Origin of the sequence: Microbulbifer sp. CAU 1566 (assembly GCF_023156515.1) — a bacterium.
GTDB lineage: Bacteria > Pseudomonadota > Gammaproteobacteria > Pseudomonadales > Cellvibrionaceae > Microbulbifer.
Window position 1 is genome coordinate 151361 of sequence record NZ_JALNMG010000004.1, and the last position, 25041, is coordinate 176401.

A 25041-nucleotide genomic window follows, 5' to 3' on the forward strand; every position below is an offset into this window, starting at 1 on the left:
TTTTTCGTTTAAGGGGGGCGCGACCTACACTGGTGGAATACCCCGGCCCAAATCGGCAAAGCCATGGCTTATTCCTTCCAGCGCAAATCATTACCCGCCGACGAATTGCACAGAATCCTGTGGGAGCAACTGACATCTGCCCTGGTAGCGGGAGAAGAATTGCCCGTCGCAGAGGCCAGTCACCAGATCCGTAAACACTGCAAAAAAATACGTGCACTGATGCGACTGGTGCGAAATATGAATGTGCACAGCGAGCGACTCTACCAATTCGAAAACGCACACTTTCGCAGTATCGCGGAAGCCCTGTCCGGCAGCCGCGATGCGGTATCCCTGTACGATGCGCTCACCAAGCAACTGGGAAAAGAACACTTTCCGGCGACAGCAGCGCTGCTGTCGTCTCGGATCGATACAGCAGATGCAGAGACTGCACTGCAACAGGCCACAGATTTACTGCGGCAAGCACAGCAGCATTCCGATAACTGGAGTCTGCCATCGTTAAATCGAAAAGCACTCAAGAAAGGGTATGCGCGCAGTTACCAGCGCGCTTTCCGAGCCATGGAAAGCGCATTCGAACAAGAGGATGAGGAGAGTTTCCACACTCTGCGCAAGCGGGTAAAAGATCAGTGGTACCACACCCGCCTGTTACACCGGCTAAAGCCGCAAAAAATCGGACACCGCCGCGAGCCGCTGAAGATTCTGGCCAGCGCACTGGGCGACTGGCGCGATTTACGAATGTTGTGCGCCTTTCTGGCAAATCAAAAACAGGCGGTGGATCTGGAAACACAAAAAGAAATGATACCGCTGCTGGATGCTGCCCAGCAGCGGCTGGCGGAATTGCGCAGCGTGATCAACCGTCAGTGCGATCTGCTGTTCCACCACCGGCATTGGCCGCGGCAGTGCAAAAACCGCCATGCCATTGCCAAATAACTGGGCATTACTTTTCTTCCAATAACCCGCCCGCGTGGGCCATCACGTGGAAAATAAAACTCTGTTCATGGGTCCCTGAAAGCAGATGCGCACCGGGGCCGCGCGCCCAGATACCCACATCCTCACCACCGTGGGTTTCTCCAGACGTCGGCACCATAGCCTCCTGGAAAAAACCGGGCTGTTCGGTATTCACCTTGGTCAGGTCGGCGCGACCGGCGTGGGTATGCGCATCTTCTCGCACGTCGGAATTGGTCTCGTCACCCAGGTCGGCAAATCCCTGTCCATTGGCGTAGCCCACCGTGGTGTAGGGTTTGCCATCAGCGGCCAGGTAGGGGGTTTTCATCGGCTCGCCACGCTCATCGTTACCGATCACCTTGCCCAGGATCGGGTTGCCGCGGGTGGGGTAGCCGGCAATGGTAAAGGTGTGGCTGTGATCGGCGGTGACAATGATCAGGGTATCTTTGGGGTCGGTGTTATCCATCGCCACCTGCACCGCCCTGGCGAACTCCACCGCATCATTCAGCGCATTGAAGGCATTGCCGGCGTGGTGGCCGTGGTCGATACGGCCGCCCTCGATCAGCATGAAATACCCGGCGTTGCTGTCCTGCATCAACTCCAGGCCCTTGGCCGTCATGGCACTCAGGGAGGGTTCGCCGGCCTTGTCATTGTTGCGGTCGGATTCGTAGCGCATGTGCGAGGGCTGGAACAGGCCCAGCAGCTTGTCGGTGGTTTTGCTGTCCACCTTGTCGAAGCCGGCCTGGTCTTCGATATACACCGCGTTTTTGCCGTAACGGTCTCGCCACTCCTGCACCAGGTTGCGGCCGTCTTCGCGCCGGCCGGCACTGCCTTCCAGGTCGGTCACGTCCGTCGGCAGAAAGCCGCGGCGGCCACCACCCATAATCACATCAATACCGTCACCAATACCGTCACCGGTATTCATTTCCACCAGTTGCGCGGCGATATCGCGGCAACCTTCCGGCGCGATGTATTCCCAACCGCGCTCGGGAACTTTTGCGTAGGTGGTCGCAGGGGTAGCGTGGGTGATGCGTGCGGTACTGATGATGCCGGTGCGCTTGCCCTGGCCCTCGGCCAGTTCCAGTGCGGTAGTCAGGCCATGTGCGAGACTCGCCGGGCAGTCGCCGCGGGCCACACTTTCGTCCACACTGATAAAACCGGCCTTGGTTTTGACACCGGTCACCATAGCGGTCGCGGTACCGGCGGAGTCCGGGGTCTGCTGGTTGGTGTTGTAGGTTTTGATCAAACCGGCGAAGGGCATTTTTTCAAAGCTGAGCTGGTATTCCTCACCGTCGAGACCCTGTTGCTGACCGGCGAGAATGCGCGCGGCAGTAACGGTAGAAATACCCATGCCGTCGCCCACAAAAAGAATCACATTCTTTGCCGCACCGCGCTGGTTATTGATCGGCCGCTGTATCGCCTGCTGCAGCGCTTTTTCGCCATCACTGAACCACGGGCTTTTGCTCTGGCTGGAAGGAAGGCTGTCGGCATGACTGCTGCTGGCAATCAATAACGAAGAGGTGAGTACCGATGTGAGTACTGTGGCAATGGACTTGCGGATCATTCTGTTACCCCGAACGCTGTCTGGCGAAGAAATGCGCCATTAGATCCGGGGCATATTACAGAAGCGTGACAGCTTGTTCAGCTATCCGGCAGAAATCGAACTGATGTTTTGCGCGGAAAAGCGACGCAGCGATCGCTCGCTGCGTCGAACAGGTAATGGTGTTATTCCTCGCCCAACAAACCGCCGGCATGAGCCATCACGTGGAAAAGATAACTCTGCTCATTGGTACCGGACAGCAGGTGTGCACCGGGGCCGCGGGCCCAGACACCAACATCTTCACCCGCGTGGGTTTCACCACCGCCCATGGGCACCAGCGCCTCCTGGTGGTAACCCGCCGCCTGGGTATCGTCCGCCGCAATATCCTGGCGACCGGCGCTGACCGGATCCTCGTAGCGATCGTCCGCATCGGTACCGCTGCCGTAGTGGGCGTGGCCCAGGCCATTGGTGTAGGTGATGGTCGTGTAGGGCATGCCATCATCTGCCAGCGCCAGACCCGGCTGCGGCAGGCCGCTGCCGTCATTGGTAACCACTTTGCCGAGAATCGGATTGCCGCGGGTGGGATAGCCGGCAATGGTCATCACGTGACTGTGGTCCGCGGTGACCACAATCAGGGTGTCTTCGGCATCGGTGTTGTCCATGGCCACCTGAATGGCATTGGCAAACTCGATGGCATCGGTGAGCGCGCTGTAGGCGCTGCCGGCGTGGTGACCATGGTCGATACGGCCGGACTCCACCAGCATGAAGTAACCGTTATCGTTTTTGCCCAGCAGCTCGATGGCCTTGCCGGTCATTTGCGACAGGGAAGGTTCACCGCCCACATCGTTGCTACGGTCCGCTTCGTAGCGCATGTGCGAACTGGCAAACAGGCCCAGTAGTTTGTCGGTACTGGCCACGTCGATGCCGTCAAACGCCTGCTGTTCTTGTATGTACAAAGCGTTGGTCACGCCATCGCTGTAACGCTGCTGCCAGGCCTCCACCAGGTTGACGCCATCGCTGCGGCGACCGGCGCTGCCTTCGGCATCGATCACCTCAGGGGGCAGGAAACCGCGACGGCCACCGCCCATGATCACATCGATACCGTCGCCCGCTTCCAGCGCCACCAGCTGGGTCGCAATATCTTTACAGCCATCCGGAGCGCTGTATTCCCAGTTGCGCTCTGGAACCTTGGCATAAGCCGCAGCCGGAGTCGCGTGGGTGATGCGCGCGGTGCTGATGACGCCGGTGCTTTTGCCCAGCGCTTCCGCCAGTTCCACCGCGGTGGTGAGCGGGCGCTCGAGGCTGGCAGCACAGTCGCTGCGATCTACGCTTTCATCGACATTGATCACACCGGCCTTGGTTTTTACCCCGGCGAGCATCGCCGTGGCGGTACCGGCGGAGTCCGGGGTCTGCTGGTTGGTGTTATAGGTTTTGATCAGGCCGGCAAAGGGCATCTTCTCAAAACTGAGCTGGTACTCCTCGCCGTTCTGGCCCTGCATCTGGCCGGCGAGAATACGCGCAGCGGTAACGGTGGAAATGCCCATGCCGTCGCCCACAAACAGGATCACATTTTTCGCGGCCCCGGCCTCACTGTTGACGCTGACCTCACGGGTATTGCTGACGGCCTGCTCGCCATTGACATACCAGCTGCTGCCGCGCTGGGATTCCGGCAGGCTCAGGCTCTGTTCTTCCGGCTCCGGTTGCGGCTCCGGGGTCTGGTTGTTCGAGTTTGAATTGTTGTCACTGCAGGCGGCCAGGGTGATACCAAAAGCCGCGGTGAAAGCGATAAAGAATCTGTTCCGTTGCATGATTTGCCCCCAATTATTCCGCACTGACCGGCAGCCCGGTGGCGCCGATCATCAGGTGAAATACCGCGTTCTGTTCCAGCGTGCCCTGTACCATTTCGGCACCGGCGCCAATGGCGTGCAGGCTGATGTCTTCCCCTGCGTGGGACTCACCGCCGGAGAAAGGCACCATGGCTTCCTGGTGGAAACCCGGCGCCTGGGTGTTGACGTCAGTGAGGTTCACGCGACCGGTGTCTACCGGCATGCCGTAGCGCACATCCGCATCGGTTTCGTCGCCGAGATCGGCAAAGCCCAGGCCATTGGCATAGGACAGAACCGTGTAGGGCTGATCATCATCCGCCAGCGCAGGCTCGCCCACCGGAGCACCGGCGCCATCGTTGGTCTCCACTTTGCCGAGGATCGGGTTGCCGCGAGTGGCATAGCCGGCAATGGTCATCACATGGCTGTGGTCAGCAGTGACCAGAATCAGGGTTTCTTCCAGATTCACTTTTTCCGCCGCTGCGCGAATGGCATCGGAGAAAGCAATGGTGTCGTGCAGCGCGTTGTAGGCGTTGCCCGCGTGGTGGCCGTGGTCGATGCGGCCGGATTCCACCATCAGAAAATAGCCATTGTCATTTTTTGCCAGCAGATCGATGGCACTTGTGGTCATTTGCGCAATGGACGGTTCGTCTTTGGCGTTGGCAATGCGGTCGGCGTCGTAGCTCATGTGCGAGCTGGTGAAGAGACCGAGCAGTTTGTCGGTAGTGGCGAGATCGGTGCTCGCCAGTTCAGTGCCATTCTGCACATACACCGCATTCTGGTCGCTGTAACGCTCCTGCCATTCGGCGGTCAGGTCGCGCTCGTCGGTGCGCTTGCCGCCGTTGTCGGCGGTGATGAAGTGACGGCGACCGCCACCCAGGATGGCATCAATGCCATCGCCCACATCCAGGCTTACCAGCTGGGCGGCGATATCACGGCAACCGTTCTCTACCGCTTCGGTACTCAGGCCGTCGTTGGATTCCCAGTTGCGCTCGGGCGAGCGGGCATAGGTCGCCGCCGGCGTCGCGTGGGTAATGCGCGCGGTGGAGACGATGCCGGTGCTGCGGCCCTGGTCTTCCATCAATTCGAGAAAGGTGCGCAGCTCGTTACCGGCAACACCGGCGCAGTCCGAACGCAGGCCATCGCTGTCCACATTGATCATGCCCGCGCGGGTTTTCACCCCGGTCATCATCGCCGTCATGGTGCCGGCGGAATCCGGTGTCTGCTGGTTAGTGTTGTAAGTTTTTATCAGCGCCGTGTAGGGAAATTCCTCGAAGGAGAGCAGATTTTCCTCACCGTTTTCGCCGCGCAGCTGGCCCTCGAGAATGCGGGCTGCGGTGAGGGTGGTAACCCCCATGCCGTCCCCCACGAACAGGATGACATTTTTTGCGGTGCGCTCGCTGCGTTGATCGGCAAGCTTGGTGGCGAGTTGCGCTTCACCGGAGCTGAACCATGCACTGTTTTTTTGATAGTCCGGCAGTTCGGCGGCTGCGACTATGGAAAATGTAGCTGAGAAGGTGGCGGAAAACGCCACTGCTGCACTCGCTGTAAACGAGCGCAGCCTGCAATTAACCTGCTTGACCATTCTGTTTGCCCCCCTGGCAGTTTCAACAAAGAGGGCGCATTAAATGCGTCAGTAGGTGACGATGGTGTTACAGCTTTTTCACATCTTTATGAACAAAAGAAGAAATGGGAAATGATTGGCATTGCGGAGACGGCGGCTGTCGTTATGGTCATGGCTGTACTGCGAACATCAGCCGCGCGTCAGCCATTCAATTTTTTCAGCCGATAAATTTCACGGCACTCTCATCCGGATCGCGGCCTTTGCCCTGCTGTTGCAGGCGCGTCAGATAAGTCTGCCACTTCTGCGCCTGTTGCTCGCACAGTTCCCGCAGATAGGCCCAGGTATAGATACCACTGTCGTGGCCATCGTCAAAAAATATCTGCAGTGCGTAGCGGCCGGCGGCAGCTACCTTGTCGATACCGACATGGATTTTCCCACTCACCAGGGTGCCCTCGCCGATACCGTGGCCACGCACTTCGGCGCTGGGGGAATAGACGCGGAGATATTCGGCGGGCAGGGAAAATTCGCCGTCGGAATACTGAAGAATGAGTTTCCTCTCCGATTTATCCAGGCGGATTTTTTTAGGTGGGGACATGATCGATTCCGGATACAGGTGTGCTGCAGGGGCGGATTCGGCCCCTGCAGCACTGGGGCATTAAAGAATAAAGCGGGACAGATCTTCGTCCTTGCTCAACTCTCCCAGTTGTTTGTCCACATAGGCGGCATCGATATTGAGTGCCGTTTCGCCGTCACCACCGGTGAAAGAAATTTCTTCCAGCAGTCGCTCCAGTACGGTGTGCAGGCGGCGGGCACCGATATTCTCGGTGGTTTCATTCACCTCAAATGCCACTTCAGCGATACGGCGGATACCATCTTCGGAGAAGCTCAGCTTCACACCTTCGGTGCTCATCAGCGCTTTCTGCTGTTCGGTCAATGACGCGCTCGGCTCGGTGAGAATGCGCTGGAAGTCGTTGGAGGTGAGTGAACTCAGTTCCACGCGAATCGGCAGGCGGCCCTGCAGTTCCGGGATCAGGTCGGACGGCTTCGACAGGTGGAAGGCACCGGAGGCAATGAACAGGATATGGTCGGTCTTGATCATGCCGTATTTGGTGGTGACGGTGCAGCCTTCGATCAGCGGCAGCAGGTCGCGCTGCACACCTTCGCGGGAAACGTCGGCGCCACCACTTTCCTGGCGCTTGGCCACTTTGTCGATTTCATCGATAAACACAATGCCGTTCTGCTCGGCAGACTGGATGGCTTTGGTTTTGATTTCTTCGTCGTTGACCAATTTGGCAGCTTCGTCGCTGGTGAGCTGCTTGAGCGCCTGCTTGACGGTGAGCTTGCGCTTCTGGGTTTTGCCTTTGGACATGTTGGAGAACATGCCCTGCAGCTGGTTGGTCATTTCTTCCATGCCCGGGGGGGCCATGATTTCAACACCCATGGGGCTGGCGGAGACGTCGATTTCGATTTCTTTGTCGTTGAGTTCACCTTCGCGCAGTTTCTTGCGGAAGACCTGGCGGGTGCTGGAGTCGCGGTCGCCGGGTTCGGTGCTGCGTGCGGGGGGCAGCAGGGCGTCGAGTACGCGCTCTTCGGCGGCGTCCATGGCTCGCTGTTCTACGCCGGCCATGGCGAGTTCGCGTTCGAGCTTGATGGCCATTTCAACGAGGTCGCGGACGATGGATTCAACATCGCGGCCGACGTAGCCGACTTCGGTGAATTTGGTGGCTTCGACTTTGATAAAGGGTGCGCCGGCGAGTTTGGCGAGGCGGCGGGCGATCTCGGTTTTACCGACGCCAGTTGGGCCGATCATGAGGATGTTTTTCGGGGTAATTTCCGCGCGCAGTTCTTCGTTGACCTGCATGCGGCGCCAGCGGTTACGCAGGGCGATGGCGACGGCGCGCTTGGCATCGTTCTGGCCGACGATATGGCGGTCGAGTTCGTGGACGATTTCTCTGGGGGTCATATTGGACATGGTCTTTCTCGGATTCTTTTCGCTTTGATCCCGCTTCGTTCGCTTTGAAGCTGGAGCGGTGGCGACGGGGCGCCGGGTACTGGTTTTTGAAACCGCTGTGAATACATCCCTGTACGCTGCGTCGGCGACATCCCTGTCGCCGACGCTTTCAAAAACCAGTACCCGGCACCCCGCCTTCAATTCAGAGTTTTGTGCTTCGTTAGAAGATCTTCTGTCAGTAACTCAGTTCTTCAATGGTGTGATTCTGGTTGGTGTAAACGCAGATATCGCCGGCGATTTTCAGGCCCTGTTCTACGATAGAGCGGGCATCCATATCGGTGTTATCCAGCAGTGCACGCGCGGCGGACTGGGCGAAGGGGCCGCCGGAGCCGATGGCGATGAGGTCGTCTTCCGGTTGGATGACGTCGCCGTTGCCGGTGACGATCAGGCTGGCGGTTTCGTCGGCGACGGCGAGCAGGGCTTCGAGGCGGCGCAGGGCGCGGTCGGTGCGCCAGTCTTTGGCGAGTTCGACGGCGGCGCGGGTGAGCTGGCCGTTGTAGGCTTGGAGTTTGGCTTCGAAGCGCTCGAACAGGGTGAAGGCGTCGGCGGTGCCGCCGGCGAATCCGGCGATGACTTTGTCGTCATAGAGGCGGCGTACTTTGCGGGCGTTGCCTTTCATGATGGTGTTGCCCATGGAGACTTGTCCGTCTCCGCCGATGACGACTTTGCCGTTGCGTCGGCAGGAGAGAATGGTTGTGCCGCGATATTGTTCCACGTGTGCCTCTGTGTTTTGAGTTCAGTTGCACTAAGTGTGGTCGAGGGGAGCAAATTTCAACTTCTGCTTTGACGGCCTATAATGCGCGCCTTCTTCTGAGGTTGTGTGGAGATTACCTGTGGCCCGCATCAAGCGTCGTTATTACACCCTGGTTTTTGCCCTGTTTATGTCGTTTTTCATGTCGACCATGATGTCAGGGGTGGTGACGGTGATGAATACGGGGATTACCGAGGGCTTTCTGACCCGCTGGTTACACGCGGGGCTGGTGGCCTGGGTAATTGCGTTTCCGCTGGTGTCGGTGATTGCGCCGGTGGCGCACTGGATTACCCGCAAACTGGTGGAGACTGAATAGTCGCCCACTGAACCTGAATTGCCGCCGCTGCGCGACAGCAATCCAACCTCTCTTCTCTTTCTTATCCCTTTGCTGGTCGCTTCAGTACCAGAGGCATCAGGCTGTGTTCCGCCAGGATACTGCGGGCTTTGGCCACTTTGGAGCGATTGTCGTAGGGGCCGACGAGGACCCGGTGCCAGGTGCCGCGACTGTCGGTGGCGGATTCCACTTTTGCTTCGAGGTTGGCCAGCATCAGCTGGGCGCGCAGGCGCTCGGCTTCGGCGGCGTCGCGGAAGCTGGCGGCCTGGAGGATATATACCAGCTCGTCTTTGGGCGCTGCGGCTTGGGCAGTGGTTGCGCTGCTGTCACTACCACTTTCTCCACGAAAGTCCCTTGCCCGGGTCGACGGGGTCTTGGGTTTGGGGACTTTGACTTCGTTTTCTTCCAGCAGGGTGTAGAAGTCGAAGCGCGGCTTGGACTCTTCCGGTGCCCCCTGTTCCGCAGCGGGCTTGCCCGCTTTGCTGGCGACCCGCACCTGCTCGGTTTTGAGGTCGTTGAGCAGGAATACGAAGACTGCGAAGCCGCCGACGAAGTTGCCGAGTACAAACCAGACCCAGGCGGGTTTTCCGGTGGACTGTTGGCGGCGGGTATTGCGGCGGGCCATGACTCTTCTCTCGAACTTTGCGGATGTTTTTCTGGCGGCAAATTGTAACCCCTGCGCCGGGCCTGTGCGCGGGGTTTAGGATAATTCCTGGGCGTCCATATCCACCGCCCAGCGCAGGCGGCGGTTTTTATTGCTCTCGGCCCAGTGGCAGAAGTTGGCCAGCAGCTTCTGCAGCAGGCCGCGTTTTTCCGCGGTGATCTGGATATAGAAGCGGAAACGGCCGGACTTGCGCTCCAGCAGCGCGGGCACCGGGCCCAGGTACTGCAATTCCGGCGAGGGCGGCGCCAGGGCTTCCAGGTACAGGCGGGCGTTGGTGAGAAACTCTTCCGCCCAGCGGGGCTCTTCGCACTCGGCACGCACCAGGGCCATGGCGCGCACCGGCGGCAGCTGGGTGATCTGGCGCTCTTCCAGCAGCTGGCGCGCAAAGGCGCCGTAGCCTTTGTTCAGCAGCAGCTGCAGCATGGGGTGTTCGGGGTAACGGCTCTGTACCAGCACGTGGCCGGGCAGGTCGCCGCGACCGGCGCGACCGGCCACCTGTTCCAGCAGCTGCCCCATGCGTTCGGGCGCACGGAAGTCGGCACTGAACAGGCCGCCGTCGGCGTCCTGTATCACTACCAGGGTCACTTTCGGCAGATGGTGGCCCTTGGCCAGCATCTGGGTGCCCAGCAGCAGGCAAGGCTCGCCATTGCGCGCCGGCTCCAGCAGCCGATCGAGGGCCTGTTTGCTGCCTGTGGTATCGCGGTCGACGCGGATCACCGGGAACTGGTTGAAGGTGTGGGTAAGGAAGTCCTCACTGCGCTCGGTACCGGCGCCCAGGGCATTGAGGTTGCGGCTGTGGCACTGGGGGCAGGCGTGCACCTCCCGCTGGCGATAGTCGCAGTGGTGACAGCGCAGGTGGCGCTGGCGCCGGTGCAGGGTGAGCTTGCTGGAGCAGTGGGGGCAATCGGCGAGCCAGCCGCAGTCTTCACAGGTAATCGCCGGGGCGTAACCGCGGCGATTGATAAACACCAGCGCCTGTTCTCCGCGCTGCAGGGTGTCGCCGATATGGCGCAGCACCTGCGGCGCAAAGCCTTCCTGCAGCTGCTGGTGCAGGGTGGGCACCAGGCTGATTTGCGGCGGGCGGGCGTTGCCGGCGCGGTGGCGCAGTCGCAGGTGCTGGTAGCGGCCGGAGAGGGCGTTGTGCAGGCTTTCCAGGGATGGCGTGGCGCTGCCGAGCAATACCGGCACATTGGCGCTGCGCGCCAGCACCAGGGAGAGATCCCGCGCGGAGTAGCGCACACCGTCCTGCTGCTTGAAGGAGCCATCGTGCTCTTCGTCCACCAGTATCACCCCCAGGCGCGGTAGCGGGGTAAAGATGGCGGAGCGGGTGCCAATCACGATATCCGCAACGCCGCTGGCGGCCGACAACCAGGCGCGGGCGCGCTCGCCATCGGCGAGGCCCGAGTGCAGCGCAGCGATACGGAAGTCGGGGAAGCGCGCGGCGATACGGCGCAGCGTCTGTGGCGTCAGGCCGATTTCCGGCACCAGCAACAGCGCCTGGTTACCCTGCTGCAGCGCGCGCTCCATCAATTGCAGGTAAATCTCGGTTTTGCCACTGCCGGTGGTGCCCTCCACCAGCGATGCATTGAATTTGCCGAATTCGACGGCGGCGATGACCTGGCGCTGTTCGTCATTCAGTTCCGGTGCCGGCCGCGGCGCCACCTGTTCCAGTGGCGGCGGCGCGGTGGGTCCGGCAACCCAGCGGGCGAGGTTGCGCTCGATCAGCGCCTTGCACACCGGCGCGTTGAGCCCCTGGGCATTCAGGGCGGTGCGACTCTGGCGGCCTTTATTCAGCAGCAATTGCAGCAGCGTCTGCTGCTTGGGGGCGCGGGCGAGGGCGGTTTCCGGCAGGCCCTTGCCCTCGGTGGTCAGTTCCAGCCACTGCTCCGCCCAGTGGTCCGCGGGCTTACCCTTGCGCAGCGCCACCGGCAGGGCGGCGGCGTAGAGCTCGCCCAGAGGGGCCTGGTAGTAGTCCGCAGCCCACTGCAGGAACTGACGGCTGCGGTCATCAAAAATGGGAAGGCGGTCGATGCGTTCCAGTGCCGGCTTCAGTTCCGCCAGCGGCGACTCCTGCACCAGTTCCACCAGCACCGCCACCAGGCTACGGTTGCCGAAGGGCACCCAGAAGCGCTGCCCGGGACGCAGGTCATCGGCGCTCAGGCCTTCCGGTGGCAGGTAGTCAAACAGGCGGCGCAGGGGCACCGGCACAGCCAACCGCATGATGACTGATGGTTCCCGAACTGGATACTTCTGCCCCCCGATCACATCCAAAGCGCATCTCCCTACTACCGGCGCAAAAGGGCGATGATAACGCAGAAGGTTCCGCTTGAATCAGCGGGCTAATCTGATAGTATGCGCCGACTTTTTAAACAGCCCGGGGAATCCTCCCCTGCTCCAATGACGATTCCGTGCTCAGCGAAAGATTGGGTGGCGGTGTCGAGAAGAGGCCATCATGAAGACCGATATCCATCCGAACTACGCCGAAATCAATGCGACTTGCTCCTGTGGCAACGTATTCAAAATGGGTTCTACCCTGGGCAAAGACCTCCAGCTGGACGTCTGCTCCAACTGCCACCCGTTCTACACTGGCAAGCAGAAGCAGGCCAGCACCGGTGGCCGCGTAGACCGCTTCAAGAAGCGTTTCGGCAGCCGTATCTCCAAGTAACGGCCGCGTTTCGCGCAGGCATCACACAGGCTCTGGCCATGTGTGCTGCAGCAAAGGCACCCTGGGTTTCCCTCGGTGCCTTTTTTTATGTTCCTTTTTACGCCATTACTCTTCTGCTGGCACCGTTTAGTGCCGCAGCGGACTGCGTTATGGGAGAGGCCGACGAAGTGGTCGCTCTCAAAAAGGTGGTCGACGGCGACACTCTGCGTCTCAAAGATGGCCGGCGGGTTCGCCTTATCGGGGTCAACACCCCGGAACTCGCCCACGGCCAACACCAGGCGCAACCGCTGGCGCGGGAAGCGAAAGAGTTTACCCAGCGCTTCCTGGCCGGAGGTGATCTGGAGCTGGTATACGATCGCGACCGGCGCGACAACCACGGCCGGGTGCTGGCGCACGTCTACAACCACCGTGGCGACAGCCTGGAATCTGCACTGCTGCGGGCCGGGCTCGCCTTCCATATCGCCGTGGCCCCCAATCTCACCCTCGCCGAATGCCTGGCCAGCCGCGAACAGGAGGCCCGCGAGTACCAGCGCGGCGTCTGGGCACCCGGCGTCTGGCCACTGGTCCAAGCGGCGGATATCGTCGCCGGCGACGGCGGTTTCGTGCGCCTGGCCGGCACCGTCAAGAAGGTCGACCGCAACCGCTTCCTGTGGCTGGAACTGGACGGCCCGGTGGCCGTGCGACTGGATCCGAAACGGGATTATGGCCACTTTATCGGGCGCGATTGGCAAGGTCGCAAAATAGTAGTGAAAGGCTGGCTAGTTGACCGCGGCGCGAAATATGTGTCCGCAAACCCTAAGAATAAACGATGGTTTATTGCATCGGATTCCGAATTTACTATCGAAATTAGTAGAAAATAACTTACCCGCTCAGTTTTTGAGCTTGTGAATATTCAGTCGTCTCGGTTATTCTTCACGCCCCGGATAGGGGGTGAATTGGCCCCCACAATAAAATCAAAAACATCCGCTGTAACCCTGCCGCCAGTCGCAGATTTCTGGCCGCATTCCAAACCCAAGAGATGACATCCCAATGACCGATTCCCTGCGCCAGGCCGCGCTCGATTACCACGCCTTGCCGACACCGGGCAAACTTTCGGTGGAGCTCACAACCCCCGCACAGACCCAGGAAGACCTGTCTCTGGCCTACAGCCCCGGCGTCGCCGAGCCAGTGCGCGAGATCGCCAAGGATCCGGAAGCCGCCTATCTCTACACAGGCAAAGGCAACCTGGTAGCGGTCATCTCCAACGGCAGTGCCATTCTCGGCCTCGGCAACCTGGGTCCGCTGGCTTCCAAGCCGGTAATGGAGGGCAAATCCCTGCTGTTCAAGCGCTTCGCAGATATCAACTCGGTGGATATCGAAGTCGAATGCCCGAGCCCCGAGCGCTTTATCGAAACCGTCGCCGCCATCGCCAACACCTTCGGCGGCATCAACCTGGAAGACATCAAGGCGCCAGAGTGTTTCCACATTGAAGAAGCACTGATCGAGCGCTGCTCGGTACCGGTGTTCCACGACGACCAGCACGGCACCGCCATTGTGACCGTCGCCGGCATGCTCAACGCGCTGGAAATCCAGGGCAAACAGCTGGCCGATGTCCGCATCGTCTGCCTCGGCGCCGGCGCTGCCGCGACCGCCTGCTGCAAACTGCTGCTGGCGGCGGGCGCCAAGAAAGACCAGATCACCATGCTCGACAGCCGCGGTGTCATCCACTCCGGCCGCAGCGACATCAATGCCTATAAAGGCGAGTGGGCGCGCGACACCGAAATGCGCACCCTGGACGACGCCATCGAGGGCGCCGACGTATTCCTCGGCGTATCCGGCCCGGACCTGCTCTCCGCGGAGCAGCTGGCACATATGGCCGACAAGCCGGTAGTTTTCGCCTGTTCGAATCCAAACCCGGAGATTTCCCCGGAACTGGCCCACGCCACCCGCGACGACCTGATCATGGCCACCGGCCGCTCGGACTACCCGAACCAGGTAAACAACGTGCTCTGCTTCCCGTTCATCTTCCGCGGCGCCCTGGACGTGCGTGCCACCCGCATCAACGAAGATATGAAACTGGCCGCGATCGAAGCCATCCGCAAACTGGCCCGGGAGGAAGTACCCGAGGAAGTGCGCGCCGGTTACGGCGGTGTGGAACTGAGCTTTGGCGCCGACTACATACTGCCAAAGCCCACCGACCCGCGCCTGTTGCCGGAAGTCGCGGCGGCGGTAGCCCGGGCCGCGGTGGACAGCGGTTCCGCGCGTTTACCCTACCCGGCGCACTACCCGCTGCAATCGATTTAGCATCTATCGGTTAATAATTGCTCAGCAGCTTTGGGCGAAGGTGGTGATGCCGGGTACGGCCTTGTGAGACCTTCCGCGAGAGGGACCTCGCGGAAGAGCCCCCATGGATGGGTTCACGGCGTGTCGCACAAGGCCGTACCCGGCAGCGCCACCGCCACTGAATGTATTCGAAGGGATTCCCTCAATCCTTGAGCCTCCCCCAAGCCACCGCTAAACTGCCCCCATGTCTGAGCAACGTTGTGCCCCCGAATGAGCCAAGTTTATGTGCTGACCAACCAGCACCAGCAGTTTTTAAGCAAAAGTAACGAGTGGATCGACGGCCGCGAGAACACCAAGCTGTTCCGCACCGAGTACAAGGACGTCGCCATCAACCAGATGTTCGAGGCCAACACCCGCAACGTCGCCCTGCGTATCGAATTGCTCGAATGCGAACTCGACGCCAAAAAGCACCCCCAGATCCCCGCCGACGCACTGAGCCCCGAGCCCCTGTTCAGCGAAGCGCAAAGCGCCGGCGCCCCGGACGAACTGCCGCAACCGGATCCCAACGAGGCCCCGCCGCAGCAGAACCCGGAAGCCGATCCCCAGCCGGCCCCTGAAGTAGTGCCACAATCGGAGCCGGAAATCGCACCGGACCAGTATCCGGGTACCACCCCGGAAATCGAGCCTGGCCAGCCGCCGGAATCTGCCACCAGCCAGGCCTAGTCCGCCGCGTTAACAGGGCGCCGTATACCACAAGCAAAATTGCACGCTTGAGTTCACTTATTGCGCCCCCATTTAGGCCGGATATCCGCGCGAGACTGACATCGCAAAACCCCCTGGCGGAAACCCATACAAGGTGCGCTGCACAGATCCACCCCAGGATTCACAGCGCCAGCTGCCGGCAGCTCACAGGAGATTCGAGTGCCCACTTTCAATCTGGCCGAACTGGCCAAACCGGAGGCGTTAAGCCTGCTCAAAGGCATTCGCCGCGGCATTGAAAAAGAGAGCCTGCGGGTCTCTCCCGAGGGTGAGCTGGCGCAGACAGAGCACCCGGCCGGCCTCGGCTCGGCGCTGACCCACGACTGCATCACCACCGATTTTGCCGAAGCCCTGCTGGAGTTCATCACCCCGCCGGTGGCCACCCCCGAGCAGGCACTGGAAAAACTCGACCAGATTCACCGCTTCACCTACAGCCAAATCGGCGACGAGCGCCTGTGGGTCAACAGCATGCCCGGGCGTATCGGCCGCGATGAGAATATCCCGGTCGCCCGCTACGGCAGCTCCCACAGCGGCACCATGAAAAGCATCTACCGGCTCGGCCTCGGCCTGCGCTACGGCCGTGCCATGCAGACCATTGCCGGCATTCACTACAACTTCTCGCTGCCCGATACCTTCTGGCAATGGCTGCAGCAAAAAGAGAGCGGTAACGATGGGGGAACACAAGAGTCCCTGCAGGAATTCAAAACCCGCCGCTACTTCGACCTGATCCGCAACTTCCGCCGGCACTACTGGCTGCTGATCTACCTGTTCGGCGCCGCCCCCGCGGTGTGCGGCACCTTCGTGCAGGATCGGGAACATAAGCTGGAGCCCTTCGACGGCGACGGCCGCAGCCTCTACGCGCCCCAGGCGACCTCCCTGCGTATGGGCGACCTCGGCTACACCAGCGACGCCCAGAAATCCCTGATCGTCTGCTACAACGACCTGCCCAGCTACCTGTCCACCTTGTGCGCGGCCATCAGCAAGCCCTATCCGCCCTACCACGAACAGGGTGTGAAGGACGCCAACGGCGACTACCAGCAGCTGTCTACCGGCCTGCTGCAGATCGAAAACGAGTTCTACTCCCCGATCCGACCGAAAAACCCCGCCGGCATGGGCGAAACCGCGCTGTCGGCCCTCGACGCCCGCGGTGTCGAATACATCGAAGTGCGCTGCCTCGACCTCAACCCCTTCGTGCCACTGGGCATCGAAGCCCCGCAGATGCGCTTCCTCGACGCCTTCCTGCTGCACTGCCTGCTCAGCGACAGCCCCCTCACCGACGACGCCGACTACCGCGCGGTGCAGGAAAACCAGAGCCGCATCGTCTACCGCGGCCGCGACCCGGAGCTGCGACTGGTCCACAACGGCAGCGAGCGCAAACTCACCGACTGGGCCGGCGAACTGCTGGACCAGATGGCACCCATGGCAGAACTGCTGGACCAGGCCTGGGACAGCCACGACTACCAGCGTGCCGTCAGCGCCCAGCGCGACAAAGTTGATGGCAAGGTCCCCACCCCCGCGGCGCAGATGCTGGCGGAAATGCACGAGCACAAACAAACCTTCTTCCAGTGGGCCCAGGCCAAAGCGGAACAGCACCGCCAGTATTTCCTCGAGCGCCCGCTGGACGATTCCGAGCAGGCCGAATTCGTGCGACTCGCAGCAGAGTCCCTGCAGCAGCAGAAAGCGGTTGAGGAAGGGGACACCGGCAGCTTTGAAGATTTTCTCGGCAAGTATTACGCCCAGTATGTGTTCTGCCAGAGAGATCTCTGAAACCTGACGCTAAGGTGCCACAGGACTAGCGCACAGAGCACGATTATGAATTACCTAGCCCACTTGGTTCTGTCCGGCCCCGATCCAGACTGGCAACTGGGCGGCCTGTTGGGCGACTTCGTCAAAGGGCCATTGAAAGGCGAAAGACCCCAAGCCATCGAAGACGGCATGCGCCTGCACCGGCGTATCGACTTGCTGAGCGACCAGCACCCCGCGTACAAATCCGCACTTGCCCGTCTCGGCCCCCAGTGGCGCCGCCTCGGCGGCATCGCCCTGGATATCTGGTTCGATCACGCCCTCGCCAGCCAGTGGTCCCGCTGGCACCCGCAGCCCCTGGAAACCTTTGCCACAGACTGCTGGTCCAACTTCCGACAGCGCCAGCAATGGATACCCGAAAACGCCCAGGCATTTATTCAGCGGGCCGAGCAATTTAAACTGCTGCCCGGCTACCGCGAGGTAGAAATAATCCAGCGCACCCTCGAGCGCGTAGGCATGCGCCTGCGGCGCCCGCAGCCACTGGCAGACATACTGCCGCTGCTGCAGGAAGACAGCGATGCGCTGGCACAGGACTTTCAATCACTGTTTACCGAATTGTCGCAACAGGCCGCCCTGTTTCGGCAGCAATACGGACAATAACCACATGACCCTGCCAAGCCCCCGCACCACCTTCCTGCTCATGTTCCTCGCCGTCATCTTCGTACTGGGCGTGGCCTTTTATATGGAATATGCGATGGGGCTCGAGCCCTGCCCGCTGTGCATCACTCAGCGCGTGATGTTCCTCGGCGTTGGCCTCACCTCACTGATCGCCTTCCTGCACAACCCCCGGGGCGTCAATAATATCGGTCGCCGCATCTACGGCCTGCTCGTTTCCCTGTGGGCCATCGGCGGCCTCTATTTCTCCGGCCGCCAGCTGTGGCTGCAAAGCCTGCCGGAAGACCAGGTGCCCGCCTGCGGCCCAGGTATCAGCTACATGGTGGACGTCTTCCCCATGGCCGAAGTCATCAAAACCCTGCTCACCGGTGATGGCAACTGTGCCGAAGTGCAGTGGACCATGCTCGGACTCTCCATTGCCGGCTGGGCCGCCGTGGGTTTTGTGGGGCTGATTCTGTTTGGCCTGTGGCAGGCGTTCCGCAAGCACTGATTGCCGCCATACTGTGATCGCGCTCAAGACTGTGATCGCGCTTAAGAAAGCCGCCCTGTGGATAGGCGGCGCAGTACTACTGCTCGCCTTCGACCTGCTGGGGCGCACCCTTGTCGGCAGCCTGTCGCTGCCAGTGCCTGGCCCGGTGCTGGGCATGTTGCTGCTGCTGCTGGCGCTGATGCTCTACGGCCGCGTACCCCGCGGGCTGGCGCTGGTCGGCGAGCAGATACTGCGCTTGCTGGTACTGATTTTTCTGCCCGCGACCGTGGGTATCTACTTTTTACGCGACCTCGCCGGCGGTGACTGGCTCGCCCTGATTGCCGCCATGATCATCGGCACCCTGATCAGCCTTACCCTTACCGCGCTGCTGCTGGCCCGGCTGATCCGGCGCAGCAGTGGCGCGCAAGCGCCTTCGGGAGAACGCCATGAAAGCTGAGTTGCTGTCCTGGCTGACCCAGGCGCTGCAGGTATTTGAAGGGTTTCTGCAACCACTGTCCGCATCCCACCCCCTGGTCATTCTGCCGCTGAACATCCTCGGCTTCTGGCTCGGCCTGAAACTCTATCGCCGCCTGGGCAGCCCGCTGCTGCACCCGGTGGTGGGCGGCAGCCTGCTGGTGTTTGCCGGGCTATTGCTGCTCGGGGTGGACTTCCCCGGCTATCAGCAGGGCAGCGGCCTGCTGTACCTGCTGCTGGGCCCCGCGGTGGTGGCGCTGGCCATTCCCCTCAAACAGAATCTGGGCGTGGTGCGCAGGGCCGGCTGGCCTTTGATGCTGGGCCTGTTGATCGGGGCCATACTCGCCCCACTGGTCGCCGTGGTGATCGCCACACTTCTGGGAGGCAGCCGCACGGTGCTGATCGCACTGACCACCAAGTCCGTAACCACCCCGGTGGCCCTGGCACTGGCCCAGGAAATGCACGGCGTCCAGAGCCTGGCGGCCGGTGTAGTCGCCTTTACCGGTATTGTCGGCGCCGTGTGCGGGCCCTCGCTGATGCGCTTAATGGGCATCCACGATGAGCGGGTTATCGGCTTTACCCTCGGGATTAATGCCCACGCCATAGGTACCGTGCGCGCACTGGAAATCAGTGCGCTCACTGGCGCTTTTTCCGCCCTGGCCATGGGTCTCTGTGGCGCCCTGACCGCGCTGCTCCTACCGCTTTTTGCCGGTGCCTTTTAAGGCCTGATTGAAGGTCTGATTAAGGGGCTGATTAAGGGCTTGGTTTAGGCCTGGCAGATTTCGCTTTCTGGCGCATTTTTGTGGCGTCTTCCTTGCCCGCGGCGGCATAAGCTTCTACATTCCTAAGAGCAGTTGTAAGAGTTCACAAAAGGAAACTTGGAGATGTTGGAAAACTGTAAGAACGCGCAGGAGCGCTGGGGTGGCGTCAGCCAGATAATCGACCGCTGGCTGCAATCCCGTCAGGCGCTGCTGGTCAGCTTCTGCACCCTGTCGGACAAAAAAGACATTGGCGACAGCAACTCGGATAACAGCCGAGAAGCGGAAGCCAGCGTGCGCACCCTGTGCCAGCAACTGGTGGATTATATTTCCGCCGGGCACTTTGAAGTCTACGACCAGCTGATCCAGGAAGGGCAGGCGTTCGGCGACACCGAAGGACTGCAACAGGCGAAAGCCCTCTACCGGGAAATCGACGCCACCACCGATACCGCAGTGGACTTCAACGACAAATACCAGGAAACCGACGATCTCAGCGCACTGTCCAAAGACCTCTCGGAGCTGGGTGTGGCACTGGAAACCCGCTTCGCCGCCGAGGATCGTATGATCGACACACTGCACACTGCACACAAAAACCAGTTGGCCTGAAACCCGGCTGCATGCCGATAGCGTTTCAGACAGACCATAAAAAAGGGGCCTATGGCCCCTTTTTTATTGGTGAAGAACTGGCGCTTATTGGCTTTGCGCGTCAGTCGCCTGATCTTCTTCTACCGCTTCTTTTTCTGCCGCACCAGCATCATCATTGACGTCGGCTTTGTGCAGTTCCACTTCAAAAATCAGCGTGGAGTTGGGGCCGATCAGACCGCCGGCACCGCCCGGGCCGTAGGCCAGGTCAGAAGGAATATAGAGTTCCCATTTTGCGCCTTCTTTCATCAGCTGCAGGGCTTCGGTCCAACCCTTGATCACGCCGTTGACGGGAAACTGCACCGGCTTGCCGTTTTTGTAGGAGCTGTCGAATTCAGTTCCGTCAATCAGGGTACCTTTGTAGTCCACTTCAACCACGCTGGTCTCGGAAGGGCTAGCGCCGCTGCCTTCAGTAACAATCTTGTACTGCAGGCCGGAGTCAGTGGTTTGCACGCCGTCTTTCTTGGCGTTTTCTTCCAGGAACTTCTTACCGTCCTGCAGGTTTTTGTCTGCGGAGGCTTTGAACTCCTGCTCCTGCTTGGCCATCAGCTCTTTCTGCTTGGCCTGCATGTTTTCCTGGAAGACAGAAATTACCTGCTGCTTCTCGTCGTCGCTCAGGCGGGATTCGCGATCGCTGGCGACATCATTCAGTGCCATGGCGACAATTTTTGGATCCAGCGCAACGTCCTGGCTCTTCAGGCGCTTGGCCATATCTTCGGCGATGATATAGCTGACCTTCTGCTCCTGGGATTCGAGCTTGATGTCTGCGGAGCCGGCGGACTCCTGTTTGTTACAGCCGACCAGTGCAATACCCAGTGCAATCGCAGCAGCCAAAGAAGTTTTATTCATGAGAATCGTCTCTTTATTTCCGTGAAGCATTGTATTCGTTAAGCAGGTTGCATAAACCCCGGTTGTATAAGCGCAGGGTTTCCCCTGTCCTGCTGTCTATGTACCCGAGCGGCGCACTCAGTCCGTGAACCTCGGCTGCACAGCCCGTTGTACACCCAGACCACTGCCTGCTATGTGCTGCAGATCACAGTTACAACTCGTCCGGTCAGCGACAGGCAAGTCTACCCCATGCGAGTTCGGGCTGCACACTGCCGAGTAAGACGTCGGTGAGGCCCAGTTGTTTCATTTCCCGGTAATTTTTTTTGCACCGGTATATCGCGTCAGAAGCGTGCCCGGGAGCACAAGCACAAAATCTGCTGGGAAATGCGTGAAATGGATAGATGCACAGGGATGCACTTACCAAATAGTAGCGCTATTATCAGCTTTCACCCTGAAACATTTTCTCCCGCAGAGAGGTGGATCTGCTGTCCGAAGGAGGGCGTTCAGGGCTAGAACCAACCTGATTTCGACAACCCCGATTCAACCGCAGGATTTCTCTCATGGCCGCCAAACGCAAAGCCGCTCTTTCCGTTTCCGATCTGGAAAAGCAGATCGCCAAGATCACAACCCAACTCGAAAAAGCTCGGACCAAGGAAGCAGCCGATGCTGGCAAAGCTCTGAAAAAGGCCAGCCAGGAAGCCGACAAAGCCCAGACGCAGGTAAAGAAAGCCAAAGACAAGCTCGCGGCTGCCCGCACTTCTGCAACCAAGGCGAAAACCCCCGCGGCCAAGAACGCCGCGAAAAAGAAGGTCGATACAGCCAAGGCTGCGGTGGCCAAACTCGAGAAAACTGCTAAAGAGGCAGCCAAGGCAGCCAGCGAGTCCAAAGTGGCCGAGGCCGCTGCCAAGCTGGCGGTGAAGACGGCTGACACCGTCAAGAAAGCCGCAGAAGCGGCTGGCAAGAAGGTCCTGGCAGCCGGCAAGCCCAAGAAGAAAAAAGCCGCAGCCAAAAGCGCCAAGAAAGCAGCCTCTACCAAAAAGGCAGCGGTGAAAACCAGCGCGGCAAAAGCCACAGAGAAAAAAACCACCGCGAAAAAAGCCGCGGTGAAAAAGACAGCGGCAAAAAAGGCAACCACCAAAAAGGCAGCCAGCGCCAAACCGGCCGCGGACAAGGTAGCGACCAAACCAGCCAAGAAGGCCGCCGCTAAAAAGGCGACCACCAAGAAACCGGCAGCCAGCAAGTCCGCCGCTGCCAAGGCACCCGCAGAAAAGACACCAACGAAAAAAGCAGCGGCCAAAACCCAGGCCCCCAAGAAAACTGCCGCGAAAAAGCCAGCCAAAACCAATGGCAGCAAGCCCGCAGCGGCACCGCAAACGCCAGCAGTAGAAGCCAAGCCGAGTCAGGAACCGGTGATGGGTAAAACATCAGAGCCAAAACCTCTGGTGCCGGAATCCAGTGCCGCGGCGGTAACGCCGGTAGTGCCGAGTATTACCCCGAGCACACCGCCCAACAGCCTGTTTGCGACCGAGGAGAATCCGCATTACGGCCCGGAAGAGCACAAGCACAAGTACTGAGTCCGGATAGGTGTTTCGGCAGCCGTCAGGAGTCTTCTCTTCCGGCTGCCCCGGCGCCAGCGGCCACCATGTCGCTCGCCGGGCTCGTTGCCGAGCTATAGGCATCAATCAGGCCCGCCCAGCGGGCCTGTTCTTTTTGTAACAAACCGTATTGCTGCCCGGCCAGCTCCAGCGGGGAGCGGGTCTCCGGCCAGGTTTCGCCGTGTAGCTTCCACAGTGCCGCCAGCTGTCTCTGTTCCATGCGTATCTCACAGCGCTTGCACCACTCGTAGAACCCATTGCCCTTGTTGATTCGACCCAGCCAGCGGCGCAGGTTGCGCACGCTGTTGATCATGCGTCGGCGCGGCGCCAGGCCGCGGTCCGCGACGCGCCAGCTCTCATCACTCAACTGACGTCCGCAGGCGCTGGTGTAGCTGGCCCACAACAGCAGGCAGACATCCGCCCCCTTGGCGTCCTGGCACTCCAGTAGAAAGTCGGCGACCTGGGGCTGGCGATAGAACTCCAGACTGAAATGCCACAGCGGATTTTGCAGGGGCGAGAAGGGCGGTGATGGAGGTGCGGTATCTGTCACGTTAGAATCCCGGCAAAATAGTTATGCCGATAGCCTAGTCAAAACTGGGCGATTTCAAAGAGGTTTCCATTGATTAATCTGCAAGGCGTCTCACTGCAAGTGGGCGGACGCGATCTGCTAAACAATACCAGCTGCCGTATCTTCCCCGGCCACAAGGTGGGTGTCATCGGCGCCAACGGCTGCGGCAAGTCGACGCTGTTCAAACTGCTGCTGAAGCAACAGGACAGCGACGCCGGCTCGGTAGAAGTGCCGAGCAACTGGGAAGTGGCGCACATGGCCCAGGAGGTGGACGCCAGTGACCAGAGCGCGCTGGATTACGCCCTCGACGGCGACCACCGCCTGCGCGAACTGCAGCGGGCGCTGGCGGCAGCAGAGGCCGATGGCAGTGATGGCAAGCGTATCGGCGAATTGCACGAGCAGATGGCGGCCATCGACGGCTACAGCGGCCCCGCGCGCGCCGCGCAGCTGCTCGATGGCCTGGGTTTTTCTCACGCCGACCAGCAGCGCCCGGTGAAGAGCTTCTCCGGTGGCTGGCGTATCCGCCTGAACCTGGCGCGGGCGCTGATGTGCCCCGCGGACCTGCTGCTGCTGGACGAACCCACCAACCACCTGGACCTGGATGCCACCCTGTGGCTGGAACAATGGCTGCAGCGCTTTCCCGGTACCCTGTTGATCATTTCCCACGACCGCGACTTTCTCGATGCGGTGGTGGGCGGCATCATCAGTTTCGAACAGCAGGAACTGGTGCTCTACAGCGGCAACTACACCGCTTTCGAGCGCGCCCGTGCCGAGCGCCTGGCACAGCAGCAGGTGCAATACGAGAAGCAGCAGGCCGAGCGCGCACATATGGAAGACTTTGTGCGCCGCTTCCGGGCAAAGGCCACCAAGGCCAAGCAGGCCCAGAGCCGCCTCAAGGCGCTGGATCGCATGGCGGAAATCGCCCCGGCCCACGTGGACTCACCATTCCGCTTTCGCCTGCCGTCCTCCGACAAGGTATCCAACCCGCTGATCGACCTGCGCGAAGCGAAAATCGGCTATCCGGGGAAAGTCATTTTGCCGCGCGTCGAACTGGGTATTCAGCCCGGCCGCCGCATCGGCTTGCTGGGACCCAATGGTGCCGGCAAGTCGTCCCTGATCAAATCCCTCGCTGGTGAGCTGCCGCTGCTCGCCGGCGAGCGCCAGTGTGGCGAACACCTCAAGATCGGTTACTTTGCCCAGCACCAGCTGGAGGCACTGGACAGCAACGCGTCGCCGATGCTGCACGTACAGCGCCTCTCTCCTGACGCCAGCGAACAGCAGCTGCGGGATTTTCTCGGTGGCTACGGCTTTGTGGGCGACCGGGTATTTGAAACGGTAGGCGGCTTCTCCGGCGGCGAAAAGGCCCGTGTCGCACTCGCGCTACTGGCGTGGCAGAAACCCAACCTGTTACTGCTGGACGAGCCCACCAACCACCTGGACCTGGAAATGCGCCACGCCCTGACCCTGGCACTGGCGGAATTCCCCGGCGCAGTGGTGCTGGTATCCCACGACCGCCACCTGCTGGCCAACACCACCGATGAATTTATCCTGGTGGCCGAGGGTCGTGCCGAGCCCTACGACGGCGATCTGGAGGACTACAAACAGTGGCTTCTTAGCTTCAAACGCGATGAGAAGCGCAATGAAAAACAGCGCGATGAAACCGGCAGCCAACCGCTCGACGGCAAACCCGGCGAGGATAAAAAGGCCCAGCGCCGCGCCGCGGCCGCGCTGCGTGAGCAACTGAAACCGCTCACCAACAAGCTCAAGAGCATCGAGCAGAAAATGGCGAAGGCGGAAAAGCAGGTGGCACAGCTGGAGTCGCAGCTGGCGGATGAAAGCCTCTACAGCGGTGGCCAGCAGGAAGAGATCTCCCGTCTGACCCAGGCCCAGGGGCAGGCGCGGGAAGAGCTGGAGACGCTGGAAATGGAATGGCTGGAAATTTCCGAGGCGCTGGAGGCAGCCCGGGGAGAATAG

At 60.5% G+C, this 25041-nt stretch carries 24 protein-coding genes; 14 read left to right on the forward strand and 10 right to left on the reverse strand.

All coding sequences use genetic code 11. The features are described from left to right. Positions 1-63: 63 nt before the first annotated feature. Positions 64-927 carry a CHAD domain-containing protein gene (locus M0G74_RS11545; protein ID WP_248217117.1) on the forward strand — a complete coding sequence of 288 codons (864 nt, stop codon included), beginning with the start codon at positions 64-66 and terminating at the stop codon, positions 925-927. 7 nt (positions 928-934) lie between these two features. Here the strand turns inward: M0G74_RS11545 and M0G74_RS11550 are convergent, their stop codons facing one another. The 6 genes from M0G74_RS11550 to hslV all read right to left on the reverse strand — a co-directional run bounded on the left by M0G74_RS11550 (position 935) and on the right by hslV (position 8595). Next, complete coding sequence (locus M0G74_RS11550) at positions 935-2506, reverse strand: alkaline phosphatase (RefSeq protein WP_248217119.1); 1572 nt, start codon at positions 2504-2506, stop codon at positions 935-937. Between the two features lie 161 nt (positions 2507-2667). Beyond that, the gene (locus M0G74_RS11555; protein ID WP_248217120.1) at positions 2668-4290 is read right to left on the reverse strand and encodes an alkaline phosphatase; all 1623 of its coding nucleotides are present in this window, start codon (positions 4288-4290) and stop codon (positions 2668-2670) included. A 13-nt stretch (positions 4291-4303) separates the two neighbouring features. Further along, positions 4304-5839 carry an alkaline phosphatase gene (locus M0G74_RS11560; protein WP_248217123.1) on the reverse strand — a complete coding sequence of 512 codons (1536 nt, stop codon included), beginning with the start codon at positions 5837-5839 and terminating at the stop codon, positions 4304-4306. A gap of 247 nt (positions 5840-6086) precedes the next feature. Then, complete coding sequence (locus tag M0G74_RS11565) at positions 6087-6464, reverse strand: DUF971 domain-containing protein (protein WP_248217126.1); 378 nt, start codon at positions 6462-6464, stop codon at positions 6087-6089. A 60-nt stretch (positions 6465-6524) separates the two neighbouring features. Further along, complete coding sequence (hslU, locus tag M0G74_RS11570) at positions 6525-7841, reverse strand: ATP-dependent protease ATPase subunit HslU (protein ID WP_248217127.1); 1317 nt, start codon at positions 7839-7841, stop codon at positions 6525-6527. A gap of 214 nt (positions 7842-8055) precedes the next feature. After that, on the reverse strand, positions 8056-8595 hold the full coding sequence (gene hslV, locus M0G74_RS11575) for an ATP-dependent protease subunit HslV (protein ID WP_160152004.1): 540 nt from the start codon (positions 8593-8595) through the stop codon (positions 8056-8058). 118 nt (positions 8596-8713) lie between these two features. On the opposite strand from hslV, the gene M0G74_RS11580 reads away from it, so the two are divergent. Next, positions 8714-8947, forward strand: coding sequence for a DUF2798 domain-containing protein (locus M0G74_RS11580; protein WP_201276896.1), 234 nt, complete (start codon positions 8714-8716; stop codon positions 8945-8947). A 61-nt stretch (positions 8948-9008) separates the two neighbouring features. Here M0G74_RS11580 and M0G74_RS11585 read toward each other — a convergent pair whose 3' ends face one another. Together M0G74_RS11585 and M0G74_RS11590 are read right to left on the reverse strand one after the other, a co-directional pair. Then, complete coding sequence (locus tag M0G74_RS11585; RefSeq protein ID WP_248217138.1) at positions 9009-9590, reverse strand: SPOR domain-containing protein; 582 nt, start codon at positions 9588-9590, stop codon at positions 9009-9011. A gap of 75 nt (positions 9591-9665) precedes the next feature. After that, a complete protein-coding gene (locus tag M0G74_RS11590) occupies positions 9666-11849 on the reverse strand; it encodes a primosomal protein N' (protein WP_248217140.1) in 2184 nt (727 codons plus the stop codon). A 232-nt stretch (positions 11850-12081) separates the two neighbouring features. Between M0G74_RS11590 and rpmE the strand changes: the two genes are divergently transcribed. The 10 genes from rpmE to rsd all read left to right on the forward strand — a co-directional run bounded on the left by rpmE (position 12082) and on the right by rsd (position 20040). Then, positions 12082-12294: a 50S ribosomal protein L31 gene (rpmE, locus tag M0G74_RS11595; protein WP_160152002.1), complete on the forward strand. Its 213-nt coding sequence runs from the start codon at positions 12082-12084 to the stop codon at positions 12292-12294. A gap of 38 nt (positions 12295-12332) precedes the next feature. Beyond that, positions 12333-13154 carry a thermonuclease family protein gene (locus tag M0G74_RS11600; RefSeq protein ID WP_248217141.1) on the forward strand — a complete coding sequence of 274 codons (822 nt, stop codon included), beginning with the start codon at positions 12333-12335 and terminating at the stop codon, positions 13152-13154. 169 nt (positions 13155-13323) lie between these two features. Further along, positions 13324-14577: a malic enzyme-like NAD(P)-binding protein gene (locus tag M0G74_RS11605; RefSeq protein ID WP_248217143.1), complete on the forward strand. Its 1254-nt coding sequence runs from the start codon at positions 13324-13326 to the stop codon at positions 14575-14577. 249 nt (positions 14578-14826) lie between these two features. Then, positions 14827-15279 (forward strand): hypothetical protein, encoded by a 453-nt coding sequence (locus M0G74_RS11610; RefSeq protein ID WP_248217145.1) that lies wholly within the window; start codon positions 14827-14829, stop codon positions 15277-15279. 198 nt (positions 15280-15477) lie between these two features. Next, positions 15478-17082 (forward strand): glutamate--cysteine ligase, encoded by a 1605-nt coding sequence (gshA, locus tag M0G74_RS11615; RefSeq protein ID WP_248217146.1) that lies wholly within the window; start codon positions 15478-15480, stop codon positions 17080-17082. A 45-nt stretch (positions 17083-17127) separates the two neighbouring features. Beyond that, the gene (locus M0G74_RS11620; RefSeq protein ID WP_248217149.1) at positions 17128-17718 is read left to right on the forward strand and encodes an ACP phosphodiesterase; all 591 of its coding nucleotides are present in this window, start codon (positions 17128-17130) and stop codon (positions 17716-17718) included. Positions 17719-17722: 4 nt separating this feature from the next. Further along, positions 17723-18223, forward strand: coding sequence for a disulfide bond formation protein B (locus M0G74_RS11625; protein WP_160151996.1), 501 nt, complete (start codon positions 17723-17725; stop codon positions 18221-18223). 13 nt (positions 18224-18236) lie between these two features. Then, a complete protein-coding gene (locus M0G74_RS11630; protein ID WP_248217151.1) occupies positions 18237-18659 on the forward strand; it encodes a CidA/LrgA family protein in 423 nt (140 codons plus the stop codon). Next, positions 18649-19398 (forward strand): LrgB family protein, encoded by a 750-nt coding sequence (locus tag M0G74_RS11635; RefSeq protein ID WP_248217153.1) that lies wholly within the window; start codon positions 18649-18651, stop codon positions 19396-19398. The genes M0G74_RS11630 and M0G74_RS11635 overlap by 11 nt, the downstream gene beginning before the upstream one ends. A 162-nt stretch (positions 19399-19560) precedes the next feature. After that, positions 19561-20040 (forward strand): sigma D regulator, encoded by a 480-nt coding sequence (gene rsd / locus M0G74_RS11640; RefSeq protein ID WP_248217156.1) that lies wholly within the window; start codon positions 19561-19563, stop codon positions 20038-20040. Between the two features lie 84 nt (positions 20041-20124). Here rsd and M0G74_RS11645 read toward each other — a convergent pair whose 3' ends face one another. Then, positions 20125-20925, reverse strand: coding sequence for an FKBP-type peptidyl-prolyl cis-trans isomerase (locus M0G74_RS11645; RefSeq protein WP_248217157.1), 801 nt, complete (start codon positions 20923-20925; stop codon positions 20125-20127). 539 nt (positions 20926-21464) lie between these two features. Here M0G74_RS11645 and M0G74_RS11650 point away from each other — a divergent pair. Beyond that, complete coding sequence (locus M0G74_RS11650; RefSeq protein WP_248217159.1) at positions 21465-22478, forward strand: histidine kinase; 1014 nt, start codon at positions 21465-21467, stop codon at positions 22476-22478. Positions 22479-22503: 25 nt separating this feature from the next. Here the strand turns inward: M0G74_RS11650 and M0G74_RS11655 are convergent, their stop codons facing one another. After that, positions 22504-23049, reverse strand: a complete 546-nt coding sequence (locus M0G74_RS11655; RefSeq protein ID WP_248217160.1) for a TIGR02444 family protein — start codon at positions 23047-23049, stop codon at positions 22504-22506. Positions 23050-23118: 69 nt separating this feature from the next. Here M0G74_RS11655 and M0G74_RS11660 point away from each other — a divergent pair, with 69 nt between their 5' ends. Next, positions 23119-25041 carry an ATP-binding cassette domain-containing protein gene (locus tag M0G74_RS11660; RefSeq protein WP_248217162.1) on the forward strand — a complete coding sequence of 641 codons (1923 nt, stop codon included), beginning with the start codon at positions 23119-23121 and terminating at the stop codon, positions 25039-25041.